This is a genomic window from Streptococcus salivarius, from assembly GCF_009738225.1.
In the GTDB taxonomy this organism is placed as follows: Bacteria; Bacillota; Bacilli; order Lactobacillales; family Streptococcaceae; genus Streptococcus.
Map to the genome: position 1 here is coordinate 1,779,736 of NZ_CP018187.1, position 16,550 is coordinate 1,796,285.

The window sequence follows — 16,550 nt, forward strand, 5'->3', positions numbered from 1 at the left end:
CCTATAAATCCAGCAACCAAGCCTCATCTTTTACTTCAATTCCTAGGCTTTGTGCTTTTTCCAACTTACTTCCGGCATCACTACCAGCAACTACTAAATCTGTTTTCTTAGAGACAGAACCTGTCACCTTAGCACCCAGAGCTTCTAGTTTTGCCTTTGCTTCACTACGTTTAAGATGCTCCAATTTTCCTGTCAAAACAACTGTCCTACCAGATAAGATAGCATCATCTGCCACCTTTTGTCCAAGATAGGACAAATTAACGCCATAGGATTCCAGTTCTTTCATAAGAACCTGAGCCTCCTCCTTAGCAAAATAGCGCTGGATGGACTTGGCAATAACCTCTCCTAAACCATCTACAGCAGCAATAGCCTCGACATCTGCACTGGCTAACTCTTGTATGCTGCCAAAAGCTTCTAGCAACTGCTTACTAACTTTGGCGCCAACATGGTGAATACCCAAGCCATAGAGCAATTTCTCTGCAGAATTTTCTTTTGATGCTTGAATGGCTGCGTAAAGTTTTTCAGCCGACTTTTCCTTGAAACCTTCCAATTGAAGGAAATCCTGACTGTTCAAGCCATAGATATCAGCCACATCTTTAACCAATTCAGCTTTAAAGAGCTTTTCAACCACTGAAGGTCCCATACCTGCGATGTTCATGGCATCTCGAGAGGCAAAATGAATCAGACCTTCCTTAATCTGAGCAGGGCAAGAAGGATTGATACAACGTAGGGCAACTTCATCTTCAAAATGTAAAAGACCACTGCCACAAGATGGACATTGAGTCGGTACTTCCATCGGCTCCTGTGTCGTACGCTTACTCTCTACTACACGAAGTACAGCAGGGATAATATCACCAGCTTTGTAGACAATTACGGTATCACCGATACGAATGTCTTTTTCGGCAATGTAATCTACATTATGAAGGGTGGCTCGACTAACCGTTGTCCCCGCTAATTGCACTGGAGTCAAATTAGCAGTCGGCGTTACTACACCCGTACGACCTACTTGCCAGTCCACTGAGAGAAGCTCTGCTTCCTTTTCCTCAGCCGGGAATTTATAAGCAATAGCCCAACGTGGCGCCTTAACTGTAAAACCGAGTTCTTCTTGCATAGCCAAACTATTGACTTTGATGACAACACCATCAATGTCATAGGCCAAGTGATCACGATCTTCTCCTACAGCTTGAATAAAGTCCCAAATCTCATCCATCGATGATGTGACAATGCGTCGTGGATTAACAGAGAAACCGAGTTCTGCCACTTCATTTAAGACATCATTTTGTGTTAGACGCTCCGTTGGACTAGCTTCCTGATAAAGGAAAGTCGCCAAACGACGCTCTGCAACTACTTTGGTATCTAATTGACGAAGAGTTCCTGCTGCAGCATTACGTGGATTGGCAAATTCGGCCTCACCATTTTCCTGGCGTTGGATGTTGATGCGTTCAAACTCAGCCCGAGGCAGGTAACACTCCCCACGCACCGTAATATTAAGAGGTTGGTCCAACTTCAGAGGAATATCTGAGATACGCTTGACATTTTCAGTGATATTCTCACCTACAGAACCATCACCACGTGTCGCACCTACCTGAAGAATACCATCCACATAGGTCAACGAGATAGAAAGCCCATCGATTTTGAGTTCAGCCATATAATCAGCATTAGGAAATTCGTCCTTAACCCTCTTATCAAAGGCATCTAGCTCTTCTCGTGAAAAAGCATCCTGCAAACTATAAAGCGGATACTCATGTTGATATTTTTCAAAACCATCAAGTACCAGCCCTCCCACACGATGTGTTGGACTATCTGCTTGAACAAGTTCTGGATATTCAGCCTCCAAAGCTACAAGCTCACGATAAAGCTTATCATACTCGGCATCTGACACTGATGGATTATCTTCCGTATAATACTCTTTTGCATACTGGTTAAGTTTAACAACCAGCTCTTTCATTCGTTTTTCCATAGGAACATTTTAACATAAAAGCAGAAAAAAACGCCTTTACAGACGTTAATTTAGGAAACAAAATCAATAACTTTGGCCAATTTCTTAATAAGAATTGCACCAACTAAGAGAGAAGCCAATTCTCCCATAGCAACAGTGAACCAAGTTGCCCAAAATGGTGCCTGAGTAACCAAGGTCAACTCAGCTGCAATTGTCACCATGAAGAATGAGAAGTAAAAGGCAAAGTAAACATGAGCCTTGTCAAAAAGTCCACCTAAAATATCTTGGTTCTTAAATCGGTCGAAGAAATAAACACCTGAACCGACAAAGACCAGTGTCGAGAGACTTCCGACAACCACATCAATCATGTTAAAGCTAAAGAAATTAGCAATCACACAGCCCAAAGTCACGGCAATGATATACTTGCGATTATAAAATCCTAACAGATTGAACATTTCTGCAATTCGGAACTGGTAGGGACCATACGAAATTAAGTTAAAAGGTGGCACAACAGTCAAGACTACATAAAGAGCTGCCACAATAGCAATATGTGTTAAATCACGAACAGTTTGTTTCTTCATTTTTCCTCCATAATCATTATCTTTTTATTATCTACAAAGGATAATATTCCCGTCAAAAGAGCCTGGATCTCACCAAGCTCTCTTTATCATCTAGGAATCATCCTCATCTTTTTTGTGTTTTTTGCTGTCACTACCATCTCCAGAAAAGCTCTGAATAATAGTAATCACATCTCCTCTTCTACTTTTCAGTTCACCTTGTCTAAGCTCTTGATAGGTCGCATTAAAGACGGCCCCCAAAATCAAAATCCTGGCCAAGAAGATGAACCAAAGCATGAAGACGAAAATCATAATGGATCCAAATAACTTGATATCAACTAATCGACTCAAGGTACGAATCACATAAGTTCCAAACAAGTTGCTTAAATAGCCAATCACTAAAGTCGTAAAGATAGTCCCTGGCATAACATAGCGGATTTTTCGAATCTTCACATTCGGAAGCACAAAATAAAGCACCATCATTCCCAGGAAGACAACTGCAATACTCAGAGGCTGGATACTATTTAAAATAAACTGAGTCATTTTGGAACCAATAGGATAGGTCTGTGTAATAACTCTAAGGACCGACTGAATAATCGTAGACAGCATTAGTGCAAAGGTGAGCAGGAACAAGATGACCAGACTCATGAAACCACCAACAATGTGACTAATAAAGACATCACGGTGTTCTGAAGCACCATATACCTTGTTAATCGCCTTTTGAAGCGAAGACAAGGACTTAATCATTGTCCAGAATCCCGTCAAAGAGGCAACTCCCAACAACTGTCCAGAAGGTGTCGAGAAGATATCCTGAACAACGTTGGCTGCAGGTGCATAAAACTGCTTAGGAAGGTGCTCATTCATAAACTTCAAGAGATCAGTCGTATCAATATTCAGATAGGGAAAGACATTTGCCGCAATGACAATAAGCGGAAAAACCGTCAAAATGAGGTAGTAAGCCACTGCGATAGTTGAAATATCTATCTCTGCACTACGATAATGCATAAGATAAACCTGCAAAGGGCGCCATTGGAGTTTATCCAATAGACGGGCCATTAAGCCTTGTCGTTTCATATTAGTAAGTTCTTTCTTCGCCTTGAGAAGTCAAAATTACTGGACCATCCTTAGTAATAACAAATTGGTGTTCATATTGACAAGAAAGTCCACCGTCAAGAGTTTTGTGAGCCCAACCCGTTTCAAGGTCCGTATCAATTTCCCAAGTACCAGTGTTAATCATTGGCTCGATAGTCAAAACCATTCCTTCTTTGAGACGGAGACCTCGTCCAGCTACCCCATAGTTTGGCACCATTGGCTCTTCGTGCATTGTTGGCCCAACTCCGTGTCCAACCAAATCACGAACAACACCGTAACCACGACTTTCAGCGTATTCTTGGATAGCTGCCCCGATATCACCGATACGGTTACCGACTACTGCTTGTTCAATACCAAGGTACATAGCCTCACGTGTTACTTCCATAAGTTTTTTAACTTCATCAGATGGCGTTCCAATCGCATAAGCCCAGCATGAGTCAGCCAAACCGCCAGAATATGATTCCGTGTATTTTTTAACCTGAGCAACATTGTCAAAGTCCAATTTTGACACATCAAGGACTGACTTATCAATAGGTTCTGACAAGACCATATCAACTTTCAAGAGGTCACCATCTTTCAAAATATAGTGACGTGGAAAGGCATGTGCCACTTCGTCATTAAGGCCACAGCATGTCGCATAAGGGTAATCCATAATGCTTCCCTCAACTCCAATCTGAAGGGGAAGAACATTTTCTTCTTTACAACGACGACGCACATACTCTTCTACTTCCCACATGTCTACTCCTGGTTTCAAGAGGTCACGTAGACCAATGTGAATGCTAGCAAGAAAATCCCCTGCCCTATCCATCGCTTCAATTTCACGTGCTGATTTTAATGTAATCATTGTTTTCTCCGTTTTCTTTATATCTTTTATTTTTTATTCGTTCCTAAGTTTTCTTAACCACAACGACTGATTTGCAGACGGTATGATTTCCGTGAGTAACCATAAGGTCCAGATGCGCTCTACGTCTGGTCTCAGCGATAATACTTGGTGTAATCGTCACCTTGTCATCGATCTGAGCTGCCTGAAGAAAGTAAAACATCATCTCTTCAATCACAAGACCATTTTGCTCCTGCTTTTCCATGATACGATAGACAACCTCTTTAACCATCTCTGCAAGAACACCCTGAGTGAGGTTCCCAGAATTGTCAATCATAGTGGGCTCTACCTCAAAGCTGAAAGCATGCTTGTCCTGATTTAGGTTAGCTATCATTTGATCACTAAAGGTGTGCAAGTTGCCACGATTATTGTCCTGAAGTTCTTCCAAAACCTGACGACGGGTGATAACACCTAGATAGTGTTTTTCTTCGTCCACAACAGGAATGATATCAAAGTCTTCAAAAATCATCTTTTGGGCAACAGTTGCCAGACTAGTCTCAAGTCTTGTCACCGTCGGCTTGGTCATGATTGCCTTAAGCATGGTCGTTGGTTGCTGATTAGACACATCCCGCATGGTGACAATCCCAATCACTTTTTCAGACTCAGATAGAATTGGGAAACGTACCAAGTTGGTCCGTTTAACCAAATTCTGAAAATCTCTGACCGTCATTTCTGGAGTCATGTAGTTGTAGTCTTCTCGTCTGGTATAGACTTGAGCTACAGTCTTGATATCTGTTTTGATACGAACATTCGAAAGCGCCTGGTTAATCATGGTTGCCACGGTAAAGGTATCGTAGGTTGTGACCATAACCGGAAATTGCTTCAAACGAGAAAGCTCTTTTACCCTATCGGAAACCTGAAAGCCCCCTGTCACTAGAATAGCATTATTGTGTTCCAGAGCAAGCAATTGAATATCCTCACGGTCCCCAACAATAAGAAGATCTCCCTTGGTGAGATAACGGGTGATATTCTCAATAGTCATGGCTCCAATATAGAACTTACTGAAGACACGTTCCAGACCTTCATGACCAGAGATAACCTCAGACTCTGTAATCTCTGCAATCTCCGCAAAGGTCAGCCTGTCAAGGCGAACTTGAACTTTCTTTTCAATTCGAACCGTCCCACTCCGAGGACGAGTCTCAACCAGCCCTCGATTTTCAGCTTCTTTAATGGCTCGATAGGCAGTTCCATCAGAAACCTGTAAGTGATTTGAAATACTACGCACACTAACACGCTTACCGATAGGCAAGGCCTCAAGATAATCTAGAATTTCTTGGTGTTTACTCACAGTTCTCCTCCTTCTCAAAGCGGAGATAATCACGCATGGTACGAGTGTATCGGTCTGCTCCCTTAAAGCGGGACACAAGTTTAAAGCCTGATTTTTCCGCTACACGAATCGATGCCTTATTTTCCAAATGGGCAATAAGAATAATACGTTCCATTCCCATAGCTGTCAAAGCCAAATCTGACAGACAGGTAACCGCCTCAGTCATTAGACCTCTCCCCCAGTATGAGGCATTCAAAAAATAGCCAAGCTCTGCAGTCCGTTTCTGGACATCAATCTTTTCAAAACGAACAACGCCAATCATCTTATCTAACTCTTTATCTACAATAGCCCATACACCTAGAGGTTCCTTCATGAAATAATGAACCAAAAGGCAATCCGTTTCATGCTGTGTTTGAGTGGCAGGAAAGAAAAATTGTAGATTCTGAGGATTTGATACAATTTCATGTAAATCAAAACGATCCAAAAAGATGAGTGGTCTAAAAGAAAGGCGCTCCGACTCAAAAAAGGCAAAAGCACCCAGACTAGTCCAAATATCCATGATAGTATTATAACACAGTTTTAAAAATGGAAAAAGGCTCAACCACTAGGGGTTGAACCTTAGACTTAATCTTCAATCAAACGAATATCTGCACCAAGGTCAGAAAGTTTCTCAATGATATTTGAATACCCGCGAAGGATAAACTCAATATTGGTAATTTCAGTTTGACCTTCTGCCATAAGACCCGCTGTAACAAGTGCCGCACCCGCACGCAAATCACTAGCTTTTACTGGTGCACCTGAAAGTTGCGTTGGACCATTGTAAACAATTTGTCCACCGAGTACTTGAATATCAGCACCCATACGAGCCAATTCAGGAACGTGATTCACACGTTTTTCATAAATTGTATCTATGATTTTTCCGCGACCACTTGCTTTCAATAACAATGGTGTCATAGGTTGTTGTAAATCTGTTGCAAAACCTGGATAAGGCGACGTCTTAATGTCAACAGGTTTTAGATCACCTTGCTCTTCCACAAAGATGGCATCTTCTTCAACGGTCATACGAACACCCATTGCTTCAAGTTTAGCAATAAAACTTTCAAGGTGTTCATAAAGAACATTTTTAACCTTAATTCCCTTACCAATAGCCGCGGCCATAGCAATGTAAGAACCCGCTTCAATACGGTCTGGAATAACCTGGTGACGAGTGCCATGTAAGCTTTCTACACCGTCAATCGTGATGACTTCTGTACCAGCGCCACGTACACGCGCGCCCATATTGTTAAGAAGAGTTGCTACATCAATAATCTCAGGTTCACGCGCCGCATTTTCAATAACCGTACGACCATCAGCCTTAGCCGCTGCCAACATGGTATTGATGGTCGCTCCAACACTGACTGTATCCATGTAGATATGAGCACCCTGAATGCGTTGACCAGCATCAGTCGCAATACGCATAGACTCTGCTTCATAGGAAATGCTAGCACCCATCGCTTCAAACGCCTTAAGGTGAAGGTCAATAGGACGTGGTCCCAAATCACAGCCACCAGGCAAACCTACTGTTGCTTGACCGTAACGTCCAAGCAAGCTACCGTAGAAATAGTAAGAAGCACGAAGGCTGTTAATCTTACCAAATGGCATTGGCATATCCTTAACGCCTCGTGGATCAATTTCAAGTGTTTCGCCATCACGCTTAACAGAACCACCCATTACTTCTATAATTTCAATGAGGTTATCGACGTCGCTGATTGCTGGCACCCCATCAAGAGTAACCACTCCATCAGATAAAATGATGGCTGGAATCAATGCAACAACTGAATTTTTAGCCCCTGATACTGTAACTTCTCCCTGAAGTTTCTTACCACCATTGATGATAATTTTACGCATACTGTTCAATCTTTCTTATACTGGAATATTAGCCTTTACATTCTACCATAGATTGAGGTGCATGACAAATTAAGAACGCTAACAATTATCGGACAGTTTCACTTGACCACTTAAACCACCCTTTAAAACGGATAGCACCGTTCTGGTCTGTTCGTAAAACCTTAATGTGACGTTCCTTAAAACGCTTCAAAGTTTCATCATTTGGATGTTTATAACGATTGTTCTCACCAGCTGAAACAAGGGCAAGGGTGGGCTGCAACTGGTCCAAAAACGCTTCAGACGAAGAACCCTTTGAACCGTGGTGTCCAGCCTTGAGGATACTTGCCTTTAAATTGGGATAACTGGCCATCAGTTCCTCCTCACCTTCTTTTTCCAAATCACCAGTAAACAGAAAACTGCTTCCTAATAGTTTTCCGTAAAGAACTATCGAATCGTTGTTACCACCATCACCAACTTTATTTGGATAAAGAACCTGTAGCTTACTTCCCATCATGGGTAAGTTGTCTCCAGCCTTTAGAGTGCGAACTGGGCATTTTAAAGTTCGAAGTCGTTTCACAAAACTAGGCTTAGTCAAAGCTCCTTGACTGACACAGATTTCCTTAATCTTAAACCGCTTGGCTACTTCTTCCAAATCACCAATATGGTCTGTATCCGTATGAGTCAGAACCAGATGGTCAATTTGAGACACTCCTCTAGCCTGTAGGTAGGGAATCAAGGTTTTCTCCGCATTGCTCGTCTGGCTAGCCTCTTGCCATTTTTCCTTTGACCCGAAAGTCACCTTGCCACCCACATCAATTAGGATGGTATCGCCTTTCATACTCCTCAGAAAAATACTATCTCCCTGACCAACGTCAACCATAGTCACCTCATTGGTTAAAGGATGTTTGACCCAGACCATCAAAAGACCAAAAATCATCAAAAGGCAAATCCTAAACTGAGGCTTTTTCCAAAAATCAAAGAGCATAACCAATACAGCTATCATCAAGCCAAACTGAAACAAACTAGGTTTCCCTAAAATCAAAGGCTGGCCTATCCAGGATTGTATCCAAGTCAAAAAGGTCTCCATCCATTCAAAAAGTGGGTTAATTTGAGAAAAGATTACTAGTCCTGAAAGGGCAAAGAAGACCGTCAAGACAGGCAAGAGAAAGCTATCAAATACTATCGAAAACATCGCCGTCAGAATTAAACTCACCGGTTGAAAGGTCCCATAATAGTAAGTTAGAAAAGGCAAAATCCCAAGACTCAATACCAAGCTCGTACAGATTGACTTTTGAAGAGATGACATCTCTTCAAAATCAAACAAACACAACAAGAAGGCATAGGAACAACTTAAAACACCTCCCACTGTCAAAAGAAAATGAGGTAAAAAGAGAAACAATAGAAGCAAGGTTATCCCCATATTATCCAGTTTTTTAATACCAAACTCCGCTAACAAACTTTGAATCAGGGAACGTAGGACTGAAGCTGTCCAACCTGTCATTAAACCATAGCATAAGGAAAAAGGCAGCAAGATAATAAATAGATAATCTTTAGGAAGGCCCAAGCGTAGGAGTCCATAGCGAAACCATCCCAGAAAAAATCCCACTTGCATCCCCGAAAGTGCGAATAGATGAATAATACCTAAGCTTGTGTAAAGCTGACTTTGCTCATCAAACTCCTTATCCAAATACCCAAAGAGCAAGCCTGTCATATAGTGTCTCATAGGATTAGGAAAGTGCGTCTGGATATGAACTAAAGCCCTCCTCCTCAATTGATGGAAAAAAGCTAGGGGAGATAGAGATTTTTGAGGTACCACTTGGTCCAAGCGCTCAATCTGAGCGATTCGATAAATACCTTGACTGGCTAGATAAGATTGATAATTAAACCCTTGAAAATTACGTTGACCAGTTGCTGTGGTTAACGTAATTTTCCCTTTTAATACTAGCGTTTGACTAGTAGTCTTGAAAAAATGCTGCTCCTTCTCAGATTTGAGTCGGTAAAAGACCTGATAGGTTTGTCCCTTTGCCTTACCGATAGCGGATAATTGCTCACCATTAACCGATAGCGTATCAGCAACCAGAGTCACCTGATTGATTTCAGCAGGGGCTTGTTTATCTTGTATGCTAGCTCTATGATGCAAGAATAAAAAGTAGACCAAAAAGAAACTACCTACAAGTCCCACCAACTTTAGGGCTGTCTTATTCTTACAATGATGCTTCAAAAAACAGACCATCAGAAAGACAAAAGTCCCAATAGCATAAACATTAGTGATAAAAATCGTAAAATAAAGGGCAGCTATTAAAAGAGACAAGGAAAAAAGACTGATTGGCGCTTTTTTAAGCCACATAGATGGACTCTCTGATTTTATCTAACGTTTTATCACCAATTCCTGAAACATTTTTCAGGTCATCTACGGACTGAAAGCCGCCATGACTTTCGCGATAGGCGATGATATCCTCTGCTCGCTTAGCTCCAATTCCAGAAATGGTTTGCAATTCCTCTGCAGTCGCTGTATTTAAGTTAATTTTCCCATCCTTAGCATTAGTTTGCCCTCCCTTGTCAGACACCTGACTAGTTCCTGATTGACCAAGGACAGAAAGGTTTTCATCCTTAGTTGCCACATAGATAACCTCTTCGTCTGACAAGCTTGCGGCTAAATTAATACTCTTAGCATCCGCATCCTCAGTCATTCCTCCAGCGACCTTGATGGCATCAGTTACCCTAGCGCTTGCTTTTAAGGTATAAACACCTGGATTAGCCACAGCCCCCTTAACATCCACTGTTACTTTTGACTTATCCTTTTCACTTTCTTCAGTCTTTGACTGAGAAGACACTTCAGTAAGTGATTTTGACCCTTCTTTGGATGAGGAGGTTGACAATGTTGTCACATCTGTATAAGACGTCTCCGCCTCCATGCTGTTGCCGGCACCACAAGTCATCCATAGAAAGAAGCAAAAAATCACCATCAGTACAGCGATGACACTCACAAACAAACGATTATCTTTGACATAGGCTAGAATCTTTTCCTTCACGCTATTCTCCTTAATTGATATATTTTCTTTCTTATTCGTAAAAAATTTAAAAAATATATCAAAAAGTAAAAAAACTCCATCAGATCTATGTCTGATAGAGTTTTTAGCTTATTTCTGAGTTTCTTTGGCACGGTGTTTTTCAGGATTCCAAACAAAGCTAGCTACATATGAGAAAACCATGGTCAAAAGTACCGCAATGATAGCCACAATACCGAGAGGTACTCGGTAAATATAAGTCAAAGGATTGGGTTTCTTGCCTGTTTGATAGCTCAAAGCTTCCTCATCAAGGCGATCAAATTCAGACTGGATACGACGAGCAACCTCTTGGATATTTTCGTCATTCAAACGCTTCAAATCTGAAATATCAATGGGATTACCATAGTTCATATCCACACGTTCACCTGTCAAGAGCCCCTTGAGTTCACGAGGTCCTTGATAGACAACCGGCATAATCTTAACCTTAGCCATCTTAGCGATAACTGCAACCCCACCCTTAACATCAGATGAATGGCGGCTACCACTTGGGAACATAATCAAACTACGGTTACTCTTCTTAAGCATGTTAACAGGGTACTTGATAGCTTCTTGACCAGGATTTTCACGGTCAATTGGGAAGGCTCCACACATACGGATCCACCAACCAAAGATACGACTCTTGAAGAGTTCTTTCTTAGCCATGAAAATAAACTGCTTAGGACGGGCTGAAAAAGCCATATAAACAGGGTCCCACCAAGTTCTGTGCGGAGCAACCAAGATATAGTTTTCATCCTTGTTCAATAATTTATCGCGATTGTGGTAATGGGCATTACCATTGATAATCCAAAGAAGGAAGACAACAAGCCCACGTAAATAAGCGTAAAACACGTTTTTACCTCTTTTTCTACAAGTTTTTTACTATTATACCAAAAAAGGAGCTCTTTTTTCACCGAATTTCTTTGTAAAAGTCTTGAAAATGGTGTGGCACTTTCTAATAGTTTGAGCTATAATGTAACTATGAAAAAAAGTATTGAGATTATAGGGAAAAATCGAAAGGCACTTAATCTTTGCCTCATTATTGCAAACTTGGCTGTTCTGGCTATCCTAGGCTTTGTCCTATTCCAACGCCATAACACGAAATCTGAACAAGTAGCCAAGGCTGAAAAGACTGAACAAGTCGCTAATAGCACAAGCTCATCTTCAGAAAAAGCTAAAGAAGATGATGAAACACAACTCAAGAAAGGTAGTAACCACAGCATTGCAGCTTCTGACTATGCTTACGATGTTACTGCTGTGAATAACACTATTCGAGGCCAGTCTCAGGATATCGACGACAAGGTAGTCTTTTTAACATTTGACGATGGGATTGATCCAACACTGACCCCACAAGTCATGAGTATTTTGAAAGAATACGGTGTTCACGCCACATTCTTCCACATTGGTTACACCATTACACAAGAAAATGCGGACATCCTCAAACGCCAAATTACAGAAGGACATGCGATTGCCAACCATAGCCTCAGCCATAACTTTAATCTCCTTTATCCAGGACGTGTTCCTAATCAAAGTCAGATTGTTTCTGAGGTTAACCAAACCATGGCTAATTTCCAAGCCATCCTAGGTAAAGACTTCAAGACAAGAATCTTCCGTTATCCTGGTGGTCATATGTCATGGCAAGGTTTAGAAAGTACTGACCAAGCTCTCGCCAAGGAAGGTGTCCAGTGGATTGACTGGAACATGCTTTGTGGTGATGCAGAACCAGCCTCTGTTCGCCCAACGACATCTGAAACCATGATGGCCTACTTGGATGGTTCACAAAAATATTTCCCTGAGAGTCATGTTAAGGTTGTGCTTATGCACGACACTGCTGGTAAGGAGCTCACAGTTCAGACCCTTCCACAAATTATCGAATACTTCAAAGATCAAGGTTACACCTTTGGTGTCCTAGAGTAATCACTCACAACAGTTCCTTTGGGAGCTGTTTTTTGTTACAATAAAAGCTATGACAAACCCAATTTTAAAAGATGGAGAACGCATTGACCAACTCTTCTCCACAGATGTAAAAATCATTCAAAATAAGGAGGTCTTCAGCTATTCTATCGACAGTGTCCTCCTCTCGCGATTCCCAAAAATTCCAAAGAAGGGGTTAATCGTCGACCTCTGTTCGGGAAATGGTGCCGTTGGCCTCTTTGCTAGTACACGAACTGAAGCACCAATTACCTTGGTTGAGCTACAAGAACGCTTGGCTGACATGGCTAAACGTTCCGTCACTCTTAACCAACTAGAGGACCAGGTGACCGTTGTTAATGACGACCTGAAAAATTTGCTTGACCATGCTCCACGATCTCAGGTGGACCTTATTCTCTGTAACCCACCCTACTTTAAGGCGACAGAAACGTCCAAGAAGAATCTGTCCGAGCACTACCTCTTGGCCCGTCACGAAATCACAACCAATCTAGAGGAAATTTGCCAGGTCGCTCGTCATGCCCTCAAATCCAATGGACGCATTGCCATGGTACATCGCCCAGATCGTTTTTTGGATATCATCGACACCATGCGCCAGTATAATCTAGCACCTAAACGCATCCAGTTTATCTATCCTAAGATGGGACGTGAGGCAAATATGCTCCTGATTGAAGCCATTAAAGACGGCTCGACAGATGGCTTGAAAATCCTTCCACCACTCTTTGTGCATAAGGAAAATGGCGATTATACTGACGAAATTTATGAGATTTACTTTGGAAAAAAGACTGAGGGTGAGTCCTAAACGATGACAGAAAAGGATAGCAAGGCCTACATGTATGTGGTTGAGTGTGCTGATGGCACCCTCTATACAGGCTACACCACAGATGTCGAACGCCGCCTCAAAACCCATAACTCAGGCAAGGGCGCTAAGTATACCAGAGCTCGCCTACCAGTTAAACTCCTCTACTCAGAAGCCTTCGCTAGCAAGCCTGAAGCCATGAGCGCCGAAGCACTCTTTAAGAAAAAAAGCCGAGAGAAAAAACTAGCCTATATCAAAGAACACACGGAAAAATAACCGTGTGTTTTTTTGAATTTACTTGAGACTACTACTTCTACTTTCTAATAATAACTATTTTACACTTAAAATGTTTGCGCTTTCATAAAAAAATACTATAATTAGGAACTTTGAAAAAGTTCGCTGACGTCCGCACTCACCTAAGGGAAGTCTCAAAAAATAGGTATATAAAAAAACGCTCTATTTTCATAGAGCGTTTTCATTGTTTATTTATCACCCTTGTTACGGATAACAAAGCCGTTTTTCTTCTCGCTTGAGGTACGGTGTGGGCGTTTGTTGCCATGGTTTTCGAAGTCACGGCTATTCTTCTTAGACTTGCGTTTGAAGTCACGACGGCCACCGTCTCGGTCATCGCGGTTACGGTCGCCACGGTATCCACCACGACGGTTGTTATCGCGACCACGGTTGCTACGGCCACCTTTGCCGCCTTTACCACCAAAGCCACCACCTGATGGTTTGAATGGCAATGGTTTTTCACGAGCAATTTCCACTTCTGGCATTGTCTCTGGGTCTTGAACGGTCAAGCTCAAGATGTAAAGTGCCAATTCTTCAGGAGTGAATTCTTGAGCCAATTTAACCGCATCACCTTTGAACTTGTCAAAGTTAGAACGGATAGCTTCATCCGCAAAGTCACGTTCGATTTTCTTAAGGGCAACTTTCTTCTTAGCTTGGAAGGCTTCTTGAGCTGTTGGTGGCTTAAGACCTTTCATGCGTTTCTTAGTCAAGTTTTCGATAATTCCCAAGTAACCCATTTCATTTGGTGCTACGAAAGTAATAGATTGACCTGATTGGCCTGCACGTCCTGTACGTCCAATACGGTGAACGTAGCTTTCTGGATCTTGTGGAATATCGTAGTTGTAGACGTGAGTGACACCTGAAATGTCAAGACCACGCGCTGCAACGTCTGTCGCAACCAAAATATCGATTTGGTCGTTCTTGAAGTCACGGATAACACGAAGACGCTTATTTTGGTCAAGGTCACCGTGGATACCTTCTGCACGGAAACCACGAAGTTTCAAACCACGTGTCAACTCATCCACACGACGTTTGGTACGTCCAAAGACAATTGACAATTCTGGTTGGTCAACGTCCATAAGGCGGGTCATGGTATCAAACTTCTCTTGTTCCTTCACTCGGATAAAGTATTGGTCAACGTTAACATTTGTTAATTCTTTAGCCTTGATTTTCACATGCTCAGGATCTTTCATGAACTGCACACCAATACGTTTGATGGCATCAGGCATAGTTGCTGAGAAAAGAAGGGTTTGACGTTCTTCTGGTACTCGGCTAATGATAGCTTCAATATCTTCAAGGAAGCCCATGTTAAGCATTTCATCAGCTTCATCCAAAATTAAAGTCTCGATATTATTGAGTTTCAGAGCTTTACGTTTGATAAGGTCAAGGAGACGACCTGGTGTCCCTACAACAATGTGGGCACCTGAACGGAGGGCCTTAATTTGTTTCTCAATACTAGAGCCACCGTAGACTGAGCGAACCTTAACGCCCTTATCACGGCCAAAACGGAAAAGCTCTTCTTGAGATTGCACTGCCAACTCACGTGTTGGGGCAATCACAAGGGCTTGGATTGTATTTTCTTCTGTACGAATTTTATCTAGGGTCGGCAAACCAAAGGCAGCTGTTTTACCAGTACCAGTTTGGGCCTGACCGATAACATCCTTACCTTCAAGAGCCAGTGGAATCGTCAACTCTTGGATAGGTGATGGCTTTTCAAAACCGGCAGCTACAACAGCTGATTGGATGTCTTCTGATAGGTTTAAATCTGTAAATTTCAAAGTATTCTTCTTTCTATTTGAAGGCGGTGCGAAGCCACCTTATGAGACTTGGTTGTGTAGTATGTTAACTACCTGTATTTAATAGTCGTTTATTTTAACAACTCATCTAGTCTATCATATTTAAGAATAAAAAGACAGTGAATAACGTTTTAAAACCGCCTCCAATTTGAGAAGACGGTTTCAGCCACTAATTATTATTTATGGACCAACCAACGCAAGTAGCGGGCCAAGACCAAACAAAGAATTGCACTACCGATAATGATGAAAATCCAGGCTAGACTGACAGTCATAAACGGTAGAGGAACATTCATCCCAAAGAAACCGGTAATAACGGCAAGCACTCCCAAGAGTACCTCAATAATGGTCAGATTGCTCAAGTTGTTGTTCAGGTTGTTGTTTAGGATATTGTTATAAGAACCTGATAATTGCTGTAAGACCTTAGAAATGAGGTCCGTCATGGCTACTAACTGTCTAGCTTCAATCATGGCATCATCAAACTGTTCTTTTTCGACCTCATTGAGACGACGATAAATGGCGTGCCCCTTGATGTGTTCCAATAGAAGACGGTTTTGTGTGGCTGCAGCCACCAAATAGACCATGCCTGTTTCCAAATCTGAAAGGTCGTAAAGATTCTTACTTGTCGTTGTCTGTCTTAGGCGTCGACTAACCTCATCCTTTTGCTGATCCAAACGTTCAATGACGGGATAGTAGGCATTTGAAATCATCTCAAGTCCTGCAAAGAGCAATTTGTAGATAGACAAATCCTCATGGTTATCCACATAATCTTGCATCTTGCTTATCACATAAGCGTTATCCTCGTTACTAATGGTCACCAAACGTGTATCTTGAACAATAAAGGTCAGAGGAATGGTTTCATAGTGTTCCTTGTCCTTTTCAAGCGCCAGAACATTATAGATAAAGGTGATTGTCCCAGTCTCACGGTTGTAATCCATGTGGGCTCGTTCATTTTTATCCAAGGCATACTCTATGGTTTCCTGATCAATATCATACTTGGTATAAAGATAGGATTGCTCAGAAATAATATCTGAGTCAATATTAATCCAGTGACGCTTATAACCCAGTTCTTTTTCAATAAACATTTTTCTTC

15 protein-coding genes are annotated in these 16,550 nt (G+C 41.8%); 3 read left to right on the forward strand and 12 right to left on the reverse strand.

What is annotated here, in order from left to right; all coding sequences use genetic code 11:
- Window position 1: 1 nt before the first annotated feature.
- From ligA to BSR19_RS08100, 10 genes are all read right to left on the reverse strand, one after another.
- Complete coding sequence (ligA, locus tag BSR19_RS08055) at window positions 2–1,960, reverse strand: NAD-dependent DNA ligase LigA (protein WP_156246977.1); 1,959 nt, start codon at window positions 1,958–1,960, stop codon at window positions 2–4.
- A 50-nt stretch (window positions 1,961–2,010) separates the two neighbouring features.
- Complete coding sequence (locus BSR19_RS08060; RefSeq protein ID WP_004183169.1) at window positions 2,011–2,520, reverse strand: QueT transporter family protein; 510 nt, start codon at window positions 2,518–2,520, stop codon at window positions 2,011–2,013.
- A gap of 90 nt (window positions 2,521–2,610) precedes the next feature.
- On the reverse strand, window positions 2,611–3,570 hold the full coding sequence (locus tag BSR19_RS08065; RefSeq protein WP_004183170.1) for a YihY/virulence factor BrkB family protein: 960 nt from the start codon (window positions 3,568–3,570) through the stop codon (window positions 2,611–2,613).
- Window position 3,571: 1 nt separating this feature from the next.
- A complete protein-coding gene (locus BSR19_RS08070) occupies window positions 3,572–4,432 on the reverse strand; it encodes a methionyl aminopeptidase (protein ID WP_004183173.1) in 861 nt (286 codons plus the stop codon).
- Window positions 4,433–4,475: 43 nt separating this feature from the next.
- Window positions 4,476–5,756 (reverse strand): CBS-HotDog domain-containing transcription factor SpxR, encoded by a 1,281-nt coding sequence (gene spxR, locus BSR19_RS08075; RefSeq protein WP_002884454.1) that lies wholly within the window; start codon window positions 5,754–5,756, stop codon window positions 4,476–4,478.
- On the reverse strand, window positions 5,749–6,294 hold the full coding sequence (locus BSR19_RS08080; protein WP_049545582.1) for a GNAT family N-acetyltransferase: 546 nt from the start codon (window positions 6,292–6,294) through the stop codon (window positions 5,749–5,751). The genes spxR and BSR19_RS08080 overlap by 8 nt, the downstream gene beginning before the upstream one ends.
- Before the next feature lie 65 nt (window positions 6,295–6,359).
- Window positions 6,360–7,622 (reverse strand): UDP-N-acetylglucosamine 1-carboxyvinyltransferase, encoded by a 1,263-nt coding sequence (locus tag BSR19_RS08085; RefSeq protein ID WP_002884638.1) that lies wholly within the window; start codon window positions 7,620–7,622, stop codon window positions 6,360–6,362.
- An 85-nt stretch (window positions 7,623–7,707) separates the two neighbouring features.
- Entirely contained in the window at window positions 7,708–9,948 is a 2,241-nt protein-coding gene (locus tag BSR19_RS08090) for a DNA internalization-related competence protein ComEC/Rec2 (RefSeq protein WP_156246978.1), read from the reverse strand.
- On the reverse strand, window positions 9,938–10,633 hold the full coding sequence (locus BSR19_RS08095) for a helix-hairpin-helix domain-containing protein (RefSeq protein ID WP_049545585.1): 696 nt from the start codon (window positions 10,631–10,633) through the stop codon (window positions 9,938–9,940). Before BSR19_RS08095 ends, BSR19_RS08090 begins: the two co-directional genes overlap by 11 nt.
- A 108-nt stretch (window positions 10,634–10,741) precedes the next feature.
- Window positions 10,742–11,497, reverse strand: coding sequence for a lysophospholipid acyltransferase family protein (locus tag BSR19_RS08100; protein ID WP_049545586.1), 756 nt, complete (start codon window positions 11,495–11,497; stop codon window positions 10,742–10,744).
- A gap of 129 nt (window positions 11,498–11,626) precedes the next feature.
- Here BSR19_RS08100 and BSR19_RS08105 point away from each other — a divergent pair, with 129 nt between their 5' ends.
- From BSR19_RS08105 to BSR19_RS08115, 3 genes are read left to right on the forward strand one after another with little or no spacing between them, the layout of a single operon-like run.
- The gene (locus tag BSR19_RS08105) at window positions 11,627–12,562 is read left to right on the forward strand and encodes a polysaccharide deacetylase family protein (protein ID WP_049545587.1); all 936 of its coding nucleotides are present in this window, start codon (window positions 11,627–11,629) and stop codon (window positions 12,560–12,562) included.
- Between the two features lie 49 nt (window positions 12,563–12,611).
- Window positions 12,612–13,376 carry a tRNA1(Val) (adenine(37)-N6)-methyltransferase gene (locus BSR19_RS08110; protein WP_049545588.1) on the forward strand — a complete coding sequence of 255 codons (765 nt, stop codon included), beginning with the start codon at window positions 12,612–12,614 and terminating at the stop codon, window positions 13,374–13,376.
- A 3-nt stretch (window positions 13,377–13,379) separates the two neighbouring features.
- Window positions 13,380–13,649: a GIY-YIG nuclease family protein gene (locus BSR19_RS08115; protein ID WP_008535312.1), complete on the forward strand. Its 270-nt coding sequence runs from the start codon at window positions 13,380–13,382 to the stop codon at window positions 13,647–13,649.
- A gap of 206 nt (window positions 13,650–13,855) precedes the next feature.
- Here the strand turns inward: BSR19_RS08115 and BSR19_RS08120 are convergent, their stop codons facing one another.
- Both BSR19_RS08120 and BSR19_RS08125 read right to left on the reverse strand, forming a co-directional pair.
- Window positions 13,856–15,442 carry a DEAD/DEAH box helicase gene (locus tag BSR19_RS08120; protein ID WP_049545589.1) on the reverse strand — a complete coding sequence of 529 codons (1,587 nt, stop codon included), beginning with the start codon at window positions 15,440–15,442 and terminating at the stop codon, window positions 13,856–13,858.
- 194 nt (window positions 15,443–15,636) lie between these two features.
- Window positions 15,637–16,542, reverse strand: a complete 906-nt coding sequence (locus tag BSR19_RS08125; RefSeq protein WP_049545590.1) for a magnesium transporter CorA family protein — start codon at window positions 16,540–16,542, stop codon at window positions 15,637–15,639.
- Between the last annotated feature and the right edge of the window lie 8 nt (window positions 16,543–16,550).

Bases quoted from the DNA above. Each gene is read 5' to 3' on its own strand.
- BSR19_RS08125 (WP_049545590.1), bottom strand. From the start codon at position 16,542: ATGTTTATTGAAAAAGAACTGGGTTATAAGCGTCACTGGATTAATATT.
- BSR19_RS08070 (WP_004183173.1), bottom strand. From the start codon at position 4,432: ATGATTACATTAAAATCAGCACGTGAAATTGAAGCGATGGATAGGGCA.
- BSR19_RS08090 (WP_156246978.1), bottom strand. From the start codon at position 9,948: ATGTGGCTTAAAAAAGCGCCAATCAGTCTTTTTTCCTTGTCTCTTTTA.
- BSR19_RS08060 (WP_004183169.1), bottom strand. From the start codon at position 2,520: ATGAAGAAACAAACTGTTCGTGATTTAACACATATTGCTATTGTGGCA.
- BSR19_RS08065 (WP_004183170.1), bottom strand. From the start codon at position 3,570: ATGAAACGACAAGGCTTAATGGCCCGTCTATTGGATAAACTCCAATGG.
- BSR19_RS08110 (WP_049545588.1), top strand. From the start codon at position 12,612: ATGACAAACCCAATTTTAAAAGATGGAGAACGCATTGACCAACTCTTC.
- BSR19_RS08085 (WP_002884638.1), bottom strand. From the start codon at position 7,622: ATGCGTAAAATTATCATCAATGGTGGTAAGAAACTTCAGGGAGAAGTT.
- BSR19_RS08115 (WP_008535312.1), top strand. From the start codon at position 13,380: ATGACAGAAAAGGATAGCAAGGCCTACATGTATGTGGTTGAGTGTGCT.
- BSR19_RS08080 (WP_049545582.1), bottom strand. From the start codon at position 6,294: ATGGATATTTGGACTAGTCTGGGTGCTTTTGCCTTTTTTGAGTCGGAG.
- ligA (WP_156246977.1), bottom strand. From the start codon at position 1,960: ATGGAAAAACGAATGAAAGAGCTGGTTGTTAAACTTAACCAGTATGCA.
- BSR19_RS08105 (WP_049545587.1), top strand. From the start codon at position 11,627: ATGAAAAAAAGTATTGAGATTATAGGGAAAAATCGAAAGGCACTTAAT.